Annotated in this window: 10 protein-coding genes; 1 reads left to right on the forward strand and 9 read right to left on the reverse strand. The window is 71.4% G+C overall.

Translation table 11 applies throughout. The features are described from left to right. Positions 1-80: 80 nt before the first annotated feature. From OG430_RS18135 to OG430_RS18150, 4 genes are all read right to left on the reverse strand, one after another. Positions 81-404 (reverse strand): hypothetical protein, encoded by a 324-nt coding sequence (locus OG430_RS18135; RefSeq protein WP_327353567.1) that lies wholly within the window; start codon positions 402-404, stop codon positions 81-83. Continuing rightward, entirely contained in the window at positions 401-766 is a 366-nt protein-coding gene (locus tag OG430_RS18140; RefSeq protein ID WP_327353568.1) for a WhiB family transcriptional regulator, read from the reverse strand. Before OG430_RS18140 ends, OG430_RS18135 begins: the two co-directional genes overlap by 4 nt. Positions 767-938: 172 nt before the next feature. Beyond that, a complete protein-coding gene (locus OG430_RS18145) occupies positions 939-1268 on the reverse strand; it encodes a hypothetical protein (protein ID WP_327353569.1) in 330 nt (109 codons plus the stop codon). A gap of 160 nt (positions 1269-1428) precedes the next feature. Further along, positions 1429-3705, reverse strand: coding sequence for an ATP-dependent DNA helicase UvrD2 (locus OG430_RS18150; protein ID WP_327353570.1), 2277 nt, complete (start codon positions 3703-3705; stop codon positions 1429-1431). Between the two features lie 111 nt (positions 3706-3816). Here OG430_RS18150 and OG430_RS18155 point away from each other — a divergent pair, with 111 nt between their 5' ends. Continuing rightward, a complete protein-coding gene (locus OG430_RS18155; protein WP_165332969.1) occupies positions 3817-4059 on the forward strand; it encodes a mycoredoxin in 243 nt (80 codons plus the stop codon). A gap of 55 nt (positions 4060-4114) precedes the next feature. Here the strand turns inward: OG430_RS18155 and OG430_RS18160 are convergent, their stop codons facing one another. From OG430_RS18160 to OG430_RS18180, 5 genes are all read right to left on the reverse strand, one after another. Continuing rightward, positions 4115-4561 (reverse strand): OsmC family protein, encoded by a 447-nt coding sequence (locus OG430_RS18160; protein WP_327353571.1) that lies wholly within the window; start codon positions 4559-4561, stop codon positions 4115-4117. Between the two features lie 32 nt (positions 4562-4593). After that, positions 4594-5556 (reverse strand): NAD(+) diphosphatase, encoded by a 963-nt coding sequence (gene nudC, locus OG430_RS18165; protein ID WP_327353572.1) that lies wholly within the window; start codon positions 5554-5556, stop codon positions 4594-4596. Between the two features lie 84 nt (positions 5557-5640). Beyond that, positions 5641-7047 (reverse strand): dipeptidase, encoded by a 1407-nt coding sequence (locus OG430_RS18170; RefSeq protein WP_327353573.1) that lies wholly within the window; start codon positions 7045-7047, stop codon positions 5641-5643. Between the two features lie 170 nt (positions 7048-7217). Beyond that, a complete protein-coding gene (locus OG430_RS18175; protein WP_327353574.1) occupies positions 7218-10649 on the reverse strand; it encodes a UvrD-helicase domain-containing protein in 3432 nt (1143 codons plus the stop codon). 272 nt (positions 10650-10921) lie between these two features. After that, the gene (locus tag OG430_RS18180) at positions 10922-11629 is read right to left on the reverse strand and encodes a hypothetical protein (protein WP_327353575.1); all 708 of its coding nucleotides are present in this window, start codon (positions 11627-11629) and stop codon (positions 10922-10924) included. Positions 11630-11684 lie beyond the last annotated feature (55 nt).

Here is an 11684-nt window from a genome sequence, read left to right on the forward strand (position 1 = left end):
GGGGGCCGCTCCGTTCGGAACGACCCCCGTGGATGGTCATGCGGTTCGGGGCCCGAGGGCACCCGGATGCGGCTCGGCGATCAGTGCATGACCGCCATGGCGAGCGCGCGGCGGGCACGCAGCGACGCGCGCTCGGCGCGGCGCTGCATCCGGCGGGCGGTGATCAGCCGCAGGGCGAGGCGCTCGGAAGCGGCCTCACGGCGTTGCTCGTGCATATGTGCGCGAGCCAGGGCTTCTGGTTGGAGTTGCATTTCGCGGGTCCTGTTCTGGCGCGAGGAGTTCGCACCGAAGTTGTACGTGTCTGTGGTCGCGGAGCCGGCGGGCTCGCTGGTGAAGGGCTTCATCGGGGCCTGATTCATGGGGTCGTGCGTGTGGGGGCGATCGATGGTTCCGGTGGCGTTCATGCGGCGACCGGGTTCTTGCGCGGGCGACCACGCGGCCGCTTGCGGGCAACGACCACACCCTGGACGAACAGCTCGCCACCCCAGACGCCCCACGGCTCACGCCGCTCCTTGGCGCCGGCCAGGCAGGCCTCCATCAGCGGGCAGGTACGGCAGAGCGACTTGGCGTACTCGACATCGGCCGGCGACTCGGCGAAGAAGACCTCCGGGTCGAAGCTGCGGCAGGGGACGGGTACGCCGAGGTTCTCGATGGCGTCGTCGAGCGCGGTGAGCGCAGTGAGCGGAGTCAAGGTGTTCTCCTGAAGGCCGGGCGGCGGGATGGTCTCTGAAGGCGGTACGGACGGGGCGTGCGTTTCGGTCTGCACGGTTGGTTTCTTCCTCGTCGGTCGTTCCGGCCGGGTTGGCCGGGTGGCGGCTTTGGTACCGGGGTGTTGCGTCCGGTGGCCCCTTCGCTCCGCTTTCCCGTTCGGGGAAAACAGAAGGGCCGCGGATCCCGGGTGGGATTCCGCGGCCCTGAAGGCGCCGGCCTGATCTGGATCAGGCTGGATCACTCCAGGGTTCGAGCCCGCGGAAGGCCCACATGTGCTGCTGCGTCGTCTGCTTCCGGGATCCGGCACCGGCTGCCGCAAAGGCATAGGCATGTGCCTGGGCCGTTGCTACTGCTGCTTCCGGTGCCAACATCGGTCGCTCATCACGCTCATTGCGCTCACGGCTCACAAGAGCCGGGAGACCCAGGGCGGCGACGGGGCTGGCGGCATTAATGCCGGACAGACCGGTGCCCTGGAACGAGATGCCGAGCGGGCAGGTGGCGACGACCGAGCGATCGACGTCGGTCAGTTTGATGTTGCTCTGGTTGATGCTGATCACTGGACTCGCCTCCTCTCGGCGTCTCGGAGACCGGGGTGAACCGGTCAAGGTTGTTAAGTACAGCACGGAACCAGGGCTTCAGAGAAGTCGCTGTTCCCGTGGTTAAGAACCTATGGGTCTTCCTTGGGCGTGCGCAAACTATTTTCTCGACGAGTTTGTATCAGTCGCCCTCGACCACTGCTTCAACTCCCGTCTCAGGCTCCTCACCTGCACAGATGGCCAGGACGTCGGCGCCGAAGCGATCCATTTTCCGGACCCCGACGCCGGCGATGCGGGCGAGCTCGCCCTCGGCCGACGGACAGGCCTCGGCGATCGCCATGAGCGTCTTGTCCGTGAACACGCAGTATGCGGGCTGGCTGAGCTGGGCCGCCTGCTCGGCCCGCCAGTCGCGCAGGCGCTCATAGAGTCCTTCGTCCATGTCGGAAGGACAGTCTTCGCACCGCATCAGCTTCATCTCGCCGGCGTCGGTCAGTGTCCGCCCGCACACGCGGCAGTGCACGGGACCCCGGCTCCGGCGCTTGCGGGCCGCCCCGCGCTCGATGCCGCCCGCACCGCCCGCGCTGCGGGGGGCGGCCGCGGCCGAGCCCGGCCGCAGGCCGTTCAGGAACCGGCTGGGCCGGCGCGAGGCGCGGCCGCCGGGCGAGCGGGACAGCGCCCAGGACAGGGAGAGGTGCACCCGGGCCCGGGTGACCCCGACATAGAGGAGGCGGCGCTCCTCCTCGACCTGCTCGTCGGTCTTGGCGTACGCGATCGGCAGCATGCCTTCGGTAAGGCCGACCAGGAAGACCGCGTCCCACTCCAGGCCCTTGGCCGCGTGCAGCGAGGCGAGCGTGACGCCCTCCACGGTCGGCGCGTGCTGGGCGGCGGCCCGCTCGTCGAGCTCCGCGATCAGGTCGGAGAGCGTGGCTTCGGGCCGGACCCGGGCGAAGTCCTCGGCCAGGCGGACCAGCGCCGCCAGGGACTCCCAGCGGTCCCGGACCGCGCCGGAGCCCGCCGGGGGCTGGCTCGTCCAGCCCTTGGTGGACAGCACGGCCCGCACCTGCGAGGGCACGTCCACGGCGTCGTCGAGCAGCGCGTCATTGCCGCCGAAGCGGGCCGCCCCGCGCAGGGCCGCGCCCGCCTCGCGGACCTCCTGGCGCTCGAAGAACCGCTCGGCGCCGCGCAGCTGGTACGGCACACCGGCGTCGGCGAGCGCCTGCTCGTACAGCTCGGACTGGCCGTTCGTCCGGAAGAGCACCGCGATCTCGCCGGCCGTGACGCCAGACTTGATCAGGTCGCGGATGCGGCGGGCGGTGTGCTCCGCCTCGGTGGGCTCGTCGCCGTACTCCGTGTAGACCGGCTCGGGTCCGGCCTCGCGCTGGGAGATCAGTTCCAGGCGGTGCTCGGCGGCGCGGCCCTTGGCCTGGGCGAGCAGGCCGTTGGCGAGGTGGACGACCTGGGGCGTGGAGCGGTAGTCGCGGACCAGTTTCACGACCGTGGCCTGCGGGTGCCGGGTGCGGAAGTTCAGGAGGTGGTCGGGGGTCGCGCCGGTGAAGGAGTAGATCGTCTGGCTGGCGTCGCCGACCACGCAGAGGTTGTCCCGGTCGCCGAGCCACAGTTCCAGGAGGCGCTGCTGGAGCGGGCTGACGTCCTGGTACTCGTCCACCACGAAGTGCGAGTACTGGGAGCGGACCTGCTCCGCGACGGCGTAGTTGTCCTGCAGGATGCCGACCGTCAGGAGCAGTACGTCCTCGAAGTCGATGACGCCGCGGTCCTGCTTCAGCTGCTCGTACATGGCGTAGATCTGGGAGATCTCGGCCGGGTCGCGGGGTACCTCGCGGCCGGCCTTGAGGGCGATGGCCGGGTAGTCGACGGGGACGGTCTGGGTGACCTTGGACCACTCGATCTCGCCGGTGACATCGCGCAGCTCACCCCGGTCGAGCCGGATCCGGCAGCGGGCCGCGGCCTCTGCGACCAGCTGGACCTTCCGCTCGACCAGGCGGGGCAGCGGTCCGCCGACGGCCTTGGGCCAGAAGTACTGGAGCTGGCGCAGGGCGGCGGAGTGGAAGGTGCGGGCCTGCACGCCGTTGACCCCGAGTTGGCGGAGGCGCCCGCGCATCTCCCCCGCGGCGCGGTTGGTGAAGGTGACGGCGAGCACGCCGCCCGGGGGCAGGATGCCCGCCCGCACCCCGTACGCGATCCGGTGGGTGATCGCCCGGGTCTTGCCCGTGCCGGCACCGGCCAGCACGCACACAGGCCCCTGCAGGGCGGTGGCCACCGCGCGCTGCTCGGGGTCCAGCCCGGCGAGCACGGCGTCCGCGTCCGGGGGCGGGGCCGTGTACTGGCCTGTGCCGCCCGGTTCCTGCGGGAACAGTGGGGAGTGCGTTGCTGATGTCACCCCGCCATGCTGCCAGGTCGGCGGAGGTGGCCGAGCCCGTTGTCCACAGGGGTGCAGCATTGGTCGTACTAATGCGGGAATGGTGACCGGGTCGCGTACGTTCAAAGCAGGTGCGAGGACGCACCCGAGCGGTGTGCGGAACGCACCGAGCAGCGAAGGAGCACAAAAGACATGCCGGGCACTGTGACGATGTACAGCACCACGTGGTGCGGCTACTGCCAGCGGCTGAAGAAGCAGCTGGACCGCGAGGGCATCGCGTACAAGGAAATCAACATCGAGCACGACCCGGAGTCCGCGGCGTTCGTCGAGAAGGCGAACGGCGGCAACCAGACGGTCCCGACCGTGCTCTTCGAGGACGGCTCGACGCTGACCAACCCTTCGCTCGCCCAGGTCAAGCAGAAGGTCGGCGCCTGAGGGTCGCCGCGTACGCGCAAGGCCCCCGCCTCCTGGCGGGGGCCTTCGTGTGTCCTCAGCCGCCCTCGAAGCCGGTCGTGCCGTCCGGCAGGATCGCCTCCACGTGGGCGCCGTGCTCGACCGTGCGGCTGACCGTGCAGTGCTGCTCGTGGGTCAGCCGGACGGCGCGGGCGAAGACCTCGGCGGCCTTGCCGCCGTTGGCCTCCGCGGGGATGTCGAGTTCGTACGTGACCCGGATGCGGCCCACCCGGCCGTCGTCCTCCGGGGTGGAGATCGAGTCGACGACGATCTTCAGGTCGTCGTGCTCGACAGCACGCGCGGTGCGGTCGACGACCATGCCGCCGCAGCCGCCCATCGCGGCGAGCAGCAGCTCGACCGGGGTGAAGGACGGCTGCGCCGCCTCGTCGTCGGCCGGGCCCATGTGGACCTCGGCGCCGCGGTCGTTGCGGGCCGTCCAGGTGCGGTAGCCGGTGCGTACGGTCTCGATGCGGTAGTCCGCCATGGGTTCTGCGCCTTCCTTCGAGGCCCCCGCCGTCAGGCTACGGGCCTGGGCAGCGGCTTGCCGTACCAGAGCTCGATCAGCCGGGCCGCGATGGAGATGCCGAAGGGCGGCAGGACCTCGCCGGACTCGAAGGCAGCGCGCAGGTCGTCGCGGGAGAACCAGCGGGCCTCCTCGATCTCCTCGCCGTCGACGTTGATCTCCTGCGAGGTGGCGCGGGCCATGAAGCCCAGCATCAGGCTGGACGGGAACGGCCAGGGCTGGCTGGCGACGTACTCGACGTCGCCGACCTTGACGCCCGCCTCCTCCCAGACCTCGCGGCGTACCGACTGCTCGATCGACTCGCCCGGCTCCACGAAGCCCGCGAGTGTCGAGAAGCGGCCCTCCGGCCAGTGCACCTGGCGGCCGAGCAGGATGCGGTCCTCGTCGTCCGTGACCGCCATGATCACGGCCGGGTCGGTGCGCGGGTAGTGCTCGGCACCGCAGGCCGCGCAGCGGCGGATGTGGCCCGCGGCCGCGATGTTCGTGCGCTCGCCGCAGCGGGAGCAGAAGCGGTGCAGGCGCTGCCAGTTCTCCAGGGCGACCGCGTGCACGAGCAGGCCCGCGTCGCGCGGGGACAGGAGCAGGCCCGCCTCGCGCAGCCCGGCGGGGCGCGCGGACTGGTCCATGCGGCCGGGGAGCGCGTCCTTCTGGAGCGCGAAGTAGCTGACGCCGTCGTCGTCCGTGCCGAGGAAGTAGCGGTGGGTCTCGGTGATCGGCGCCTCGAAGGCCGGCGTCATGACGAGTTCGGTGCGGCCGTCCTCCGTGTCGTCGATGAGCGCCTGGCCGCCGGAGACCACGAAGACCCGCGTCGTCGGGTGGCTCCAGGCCGCGGCGAGCCAGGCCTCGTCGAGTCGGTGGTGGGCCTCGCGGTCGATGCCGCTGTCCGCGGTCAGCGAGATGGGCCGTTCGGTCAGCGAGATGGGCCGGTCAGTGGCGCGGTCGGTCCAGGTGGTCACAGAAACTTCCAACTCCCCCAGTGGAACGGGTCTTTTCGGCAGGACTCTTTCGGCAGGACTCTCGGGAAACTGCGGCGAGACGGGTCAGGGTGCGGCGGTGGGCCCGCTCTCCGCGAGATCGCCCCAGAGGTACGCGGTGGTCTCGACGCCCTTCATGAGCAGATCGAGCTCCACCTTCTCGTTCGGCGCGTGCCAGCCGTCGGAGGGGACGGAGATGCCCAGGAACAGCACGGGTGCCTCGAGTACGTCCTGCAGGTCCGCGGCGGGCCCGGAGCCGCCCTCGCGCGTGAAGCGGATCGGCTGCTCGAAGGCGCGGCCCATGGCGCGCACGACGGACTGCAGCGCGGGGTGGTCGAGCGGGGTCAGGCACGGGCGGGTGGCGCCGGTCCAGTTGATCGTGTGGCCGATGCCCTCGGGCAGCCGCGTGGCCACCCAGTCGGTCACGGCCTGCTCGACGCGGGCCGGGTCCTGGCCCGCGACGATCCGGAAGGAGAGCTTCAGGAAGGCCGACGACGGGACGATCGTCTTGCCGCCGGCGCCCTGGTAGCCGCCGCCCATGCCGTTGACCTCGGCGGTCGGGCGGGCCCAGATGCGCTCCAGGGTGGAGTAGCCGGTCTCGCCGTACGCCCCGTGCGACTTGGCGGTACGCAGCCACTCGGCCTCGTCGAAGGGGAGCTCGGCGAAGAGCTCGCGCTCGCGGGCGGTGAGTTCGGTGATGCCGTCGTAGAAGCCGGGGACCGCCACGCGCGCGTGCTCGTCGTGCAGGGCCGCGACCAGGCGTGCCGCGGCGGTCGCCGGGTTAGGCACGGCGCCGCCGAAGGAGCCGGAGTGGATGTCCTGGTCCGGGCCGCTGAGGTCGATCTGGCACTCGACGAGGCCGCGCATGCCCGTACAGACCGTGGGGGTCGTCTCCGACCACATGCCGGTGTCCGAGACGATCACTACGTCTGCCGTCAGACGGTCCTTGCGGTCCTCGATCAGGGCCCGGAAGTTCGGGGAGCCGGACTCCTCCTCGCCCTCGATGAGGAGCTTGAGGTGCACGGCGGGGGTGGTGCGGCCGGTGGCGGCGAGGTGGGCGCGTACGCCCAGGGTGTGGAAGAAGACCTGGCCCTTGTCGTCGGCGGCGCCCCGCGCGTGCAGCCGGTTTCCCCGGACGACCGGCTCGAAGGGCTCGGTGTGCCAGCCGTCCTCGAGGGCGGCGGGCTGGACGTCGTGGTGGCCGTAGACCAGGACGGTGGGCGCGGCCGGGTTGTCGGAGGGCCACTCCGCGTAGACGGCGGGGGCGCCGGGGGTCTCCCAGACCTCGGTGGTCGGGAAGCCGGTCTCCTTGAGCTTGCCGGCGAGCCAGTCGGCGCTGCGGCGCACGTCGTCCGCGTGCTCGGGCTGGGCCGAGACCGAGGGGATTCGCAGCCAGTCCTGCAGGTCCTCGAGGAAGTCGATGCGGTTGGCTGCGATGTACGTGCGGACGGCGCTGTCCGGGGTCTGGCTCATATGGTCGAGCGTATCCCTCTCCGGGAAGGGGCCGGCGGTCTGGACCTGGGCCTGTGATCAGGGTCTCGGTGGTGTCTCGGGATGCGGGCGGCGGGGGTGGCCGGGTTTGCTTTCCCCACCCCGCCCCTTCCCGAAATCCTGCGGAGCCTGCCGCCCTCCGGGCGGTGTCCTCAAACGCCGGACGGGCTGGTTTTGCCCGTGGTCAGCAGGCGTTCCAGTTCGTCGCGGCCCGGCAGATTCCGAGGGCGGGACACCTCTCCCGTCCGTATGTACACGAACGCCGCCCTCACCGACTCCAGCGGTACGCCGTGCTGCTCCGCCCACGCCAGGCGGTAGATCGCCAGCTGGAGGGGGTCGGCGGTGCGGTTGTGCGCTGTTTTCCAGTCGACGATTTCGTACGTCGCCTCGTCGCCGGTGCCGTCGCGGTAGACCGCGTCGATGCGGCCCCGGATGACGCGGCCCGCGATCGCCAGCTGGAAGGGGGTCTCCACCCGGTGGGGGGTGCGGTCGGCGTACGGGGTGCGGCCGAAGGCTTCCTTCAGGGTTTCCAGGTCCTGCTCGTCGGCGATCTCCGCGTCCGTCCCCGGCAGTTCGTCGGGGGCGAGCATGGGCAGTTCCAGGGCCTCGAAGCGGGACTCGACCCAGGCGTGGAAGCGGGTGCCGCGGCGGGCCGCGGGCTGGGGCGGGCGGGGCATGGGGCGGGCCAGCTCCTGGGCGAAGCCGTCGGGGTCGGCGGCCATGTGGAGGACCTGGGACGCGGTGAGCGACGCGGGCAGGGGGACGTCGCGCACGCCCTTGCGGGTCCGGTTCAGCTCCGCTGTGAGGGCTTGCAGGTCGCGGTCCCAGGAGGCGATGGTCCGCTGTTCCTCGGGGGTGAGGCGGGGGCCCGGGACGGTGTGGGGTTCGGGGGCGTGGGTTCGGGCGGCGTGGGCTCGAGGGGCGTCCTCGAACTCGTCGTCCGGGTAAGGAGGTTCTTCGTCGTGAGGAGGTTCTTCGTCCTCGTGCGGAGGCTCCTCGTCCTCGTACGGAGGTTCCTCGTCGTCCGGCGGTGGCGGCCACTCCGGGTCGTACGCCTCGTCCGGTGCGTACGCGTGCTCGTCGGGCCGGGACGTCAGGGCGTCCAGGTGGGCCAGGACCGTGGCCGCGGCGGCGCGGCGGTGGGACAGGGCCGTCGCGTCCAGCGGGAGGGGCCAGGCCTCGTCGGCGGTGTGCTCGGTGAGGGCCGGGTTCTCCTCGTCCTCGGCCGGCTCGTCCGCCCAGGCCTCGATCTCACCGTGGCCCGCCGCGCAGTGGTCGTGCAGGGCGAGCAGGAAGTCCGAGGGGCCGCGGGGCTTCTTCTGGGTCGGGCCCCACCAGTGGCCGGAGCCCAGGAGGAGGGAGCGGGGGCGGGTGAACGTGACGTACCCGAGGCGGAGTTCCTCGGTGCTCTGGTGGGCCTTCATCTCCTCGTGGAAGGACTTCAGACCCTTGCTGTCCCATGCCTCGACGTCGGGCAGTGTCGCCGTGTCGCCGCGCAGGTCGTGCGGCAGGACCTTCGACTGGGAGGTCCACTTCTCGCGGCCCTGGGTGGACGGGAAGGTGCCGGTGACCAGGCCGGGAACGGCGACCACGTCCCACTCCAGGCCCTTGGACTTGTGGGCGGTGAGGACCTTGACGGTGTTCTCGCCGCCGGGCAGGGCGTTGTCCAGGCCCTTCTCGTACTGGGCGGCGGTGCGCAGGAAGCCGAGGAAGGCGAGGAGGGAGGCCGAGGGGTCGTTCGACGCGAAGGAGGCCGCCACGTCCAGGAAGTTGGAGAGCGTCTCGCGGCGGCGGGCCGCCAGGGCTTGGGGGGAGGCGGAGAGCTCGACGTCCAGGCCGGTGGTGGCCAGGACCCGGTGCAGGACGTCCATCAGGGGGTCGGCGAGCGCGCGGCGCAGGTCGCGCAGTTCGGCCGCGAGGCGGGCGAAGCGCACGCGCGCGTCGGGCGAGAACGGCAGGTCGTCCGTCGCCGCGTCCGGGTCGAGGAAGGTGTCCAACGCGTCCGCGAGGGAGATCACTTCGGCCGGGTCGATGCCTTCCACGGCCGCGGCCAGGCGGTGGTCTGCGTCGTCATCGTCGGCCACGCGCGCGTGGTGCACGAGGAGGCGGGCGCGCCGCCCGAGGAGCGCCAGGTCGCGCGGGCCGATCCGCCAGCGGGGGCCGGTGAGGAGACGTACGAGGGAGGCGTTGGCGCCGGGGTCCTGGAGGACTTCGCAGACGGCGACCAGGTCGGCGACCTCCGGGAGGTGCAGCAGGCCGGAGAGGCCGACGACCTCGACCGGGATGTCCCGGGCCACCAACGCGCCCTGGATCTGGGCGAAGTCGCCCGCCGTGCGGCACAGGACTGCGATGTCCCCGGGGGCCTTTCCGGTGCGTACGAGATGGGCGATCGAGTCCGCGAGCCAGTCGATCTCCTCCGCGTGGGTACGCAGCAGGGCGCAGCGCACGATGCCGTCGCGCTCGGCGCCGGGGGCCGGGCGCAGGGCCTCGACGCCCGCGTGCATGGCGCGCAGGGGCCCGGCGAGGTCGTTGGCGAGGTCGAGGAGGCGGCCGCCGCTGCGGCGGTTCTCGGAGAGGGAGAAGCGGGTGGCCGGGCTGCCGTCGGCGTACGCGAAGTGCTCGGGGAAGTCGTCGAGGTTGGCCACGGAGGCGCCGCGCCAGCCGTAGATCGCCTGGCAGGGGTCGCCGACCGCGGTCACCGCGTGGCCGGTGCCGGAGCCGAAGAGGGAGGCGAGGAGGATGCGCTGGGCGACCGAGGTGTCCTGGTACTCGTCGAGCAGGACGACGCGGAACTCGTCGCGCAGGATGCCGCCGACCTCGGGGCGGGTGCGGGCCAGCTGGGCGGAGAGGGCGATCTGGTCGCCGAAGTCGAGGAGGTCGCCGGCGCGCTTCGCCGCGCGGTAACGCCCTACCAGCTCGGTCAGTTCGAGGCGGGCCGCGGCCACCTCGGGGACCTTGCGCAGGTCGTCGTTGCTGAGCTTCGCGCGCTGGAGGGTGGCGAGGAGCTCGGTGTCGTACGCACGCAGCCGGTCGGGACGTACGAGGTGTTCGGAGAGCTCGCCGTCCAGGGTGAGGAGGTCGCTGACCAGGTCGGGGAAGCCGCGGGTCAGCGCCGGGTAGGGGCCGGGGGCCTCGCGCAGCACGCGCGCGGCGAGCTGGAAGCGGGTCGCGTCCGCGAGCAGGCGGGTGGTGGGTTCCAGCCCTATGCGCAGGCCGTGGTCGGTGAGGAGGCGGCCGGCGAAGGCGTGGTACGTCGAGATGACGGGCTCGCCCGGGGGGTTGTCCGGGTCGATCGCGTCCGGGTCGGTGATGCCGGCCTTGATCAGGGCCTTGCGGACGCGCTCGGCGAGCTCGCCCGCCGCCTTGTTGGTGAAGGTCAGGCCGAGGACCTGCTCGGGGGCGACCTGGCCGGTGCCGACCAGCCAGACCACACGCGCCGCCATGACCGTCGTCTTGCCCGACCCGGCTCCGGCCACGATCACCTGCGGGGCGGGCGGCGCGGTGATGCAGGCCGTCTGCTCCGGGGTGAAAGGGATCCCCAGGAGCTCTTTGAGCTGCTCGGGGTCGGTGAGTCGTGCGGTCACTCTGCGAGGCTAGCGGGTGGGTCTGACAGGCCTCGATTTGTCGCTGGGCCCCGACCCGGCGGAGGTCGCGTGCCGCGGGGGCGCTGCGAGCTCTGCCGGACGGGGCCACGTGTGAGGTGGGCCCCGGCCCGGCGGAGGTCACGGGGGCGCTGCCCCCCGGACCCCCTGCTCCTCAAACGCCGGAGGGGCTGATTTTTGCCCGATCGCCGGAGAGGCCAGAATTAGCCGGATGGGCGGGATCTACACCGGCCACCGGAACGTTGGACCGAGCGTCAGGCGCCCGGCACCAGGTCCTTCGCCTGCAGGACCTCGCCCTTCGGCGGGGCGGTGACGTCGAACTTCTTGCCGAAGTCGGTGATCGTCGTGGTCGTCTCGCCCTTCTTGGCTTCCTTGGTGACGACCTTCAGGTAGTAGGGCTCGCCCTCGGCCGCTATGTAGAAGGTCGTGGTCTCGCCCTTCTCCTTCTTGACGAGCGTGGCCGCCTTCTTGCCGTCGACCTCGGCGTCGTCGCCGCGCTTGGCGCCCTTGGCGTCGTCGCCCTTGAACATGCTCTTGGCGTCGCACATCTGCTGGCTCTGGCCCTCGGGCGCCTGCACCCACTTGCCGGCAGCCTTCTTGCCGGGCTCGTCGCTGCCCGTGACGGCCTTCCAGTAGGCGGCGTCGGCCTTGGTGTAGGAGTCCTTGCCCAGCTGCAGGAACTCGACCTCACCCATGCCGTCGCCGGTCAGCGTGCCCTGACAGTTGCCGTCTCCGGCGATCTCGTAGCTGCCGGAGGTCGGCTTGCCCTTCTCGTCCTTGCCCGTCATGGACATCTTGAAGGTGTCGGCGTCCTTCATCGCGGCGTCCGCCTTCTTGGCGATCTTGGCCGCGCTCATGCCCTCGAAGGGGTCCTTGTCCTCGCCGCCGAAACAACCGGTGACCGCGACGAGTGCGGCCGCACTGGCCACTGCCGTCGCAAGGAACTTCCGGTTGGCTGCCATGTTTCAGTCTCCTCAAAGCTGCGGGTAATGACCTTTACCGGGACCTTACGCGGTG

It is taken from the genome of Streptomyces sp. NBC_01304, assembly GCF_035975855.1.
Lineage (GTDB): Bacteria > Actinomycetota > Actinomycetes > Streptomycetales > Streptomycetaceae > Streptomyces.

Bases quoted from the DNA above. Each gene is read 5' to 3' on its own strand.
- OG430_RS18135 (WP_327353567.1), bottom strand. From the start codon at position 404: ATGAACGCCACCGGAACCATCGATCGCCCCCACACGCACGACCCCATG.
- OG430_RS18150 (WP_327353570.1), bottom strand. From the start codon at position 3,705: ATGCTGCACCCCTGTGGACAACGGGCTCGGCCACCTCCGCCGACCTGG.
- OG430_RS18155 (WP_165332969.1), top strand. From the start codon at position 3,817: ATGCCGGGCACTGTGACGATGTACAGCACCACGTGGTGCGGCTACTGC.
- OG430_RS18160 (WP_327353571.1), bottom strand. From the start codon at position 4,561: ATGGCGGACTACCGCATCGAGACCGTACGCACCGGCTACCGCACCTGG.
- OG430_RS18170 (WP_327353573.1), bottom strand. From the start codon at position 7,047: ATGAGCCAGACCCCGGACAGCGCCGTCCGCACGTACATCGCAGCCAAC.
- OG430_RS18180 (WP_327353575.1), bottom strand. From the start codon at position 11,629: ATGGCAGCCAACCGGAAGTTCCTTGCGACGGCAGTGGCCAGTGCGGCC.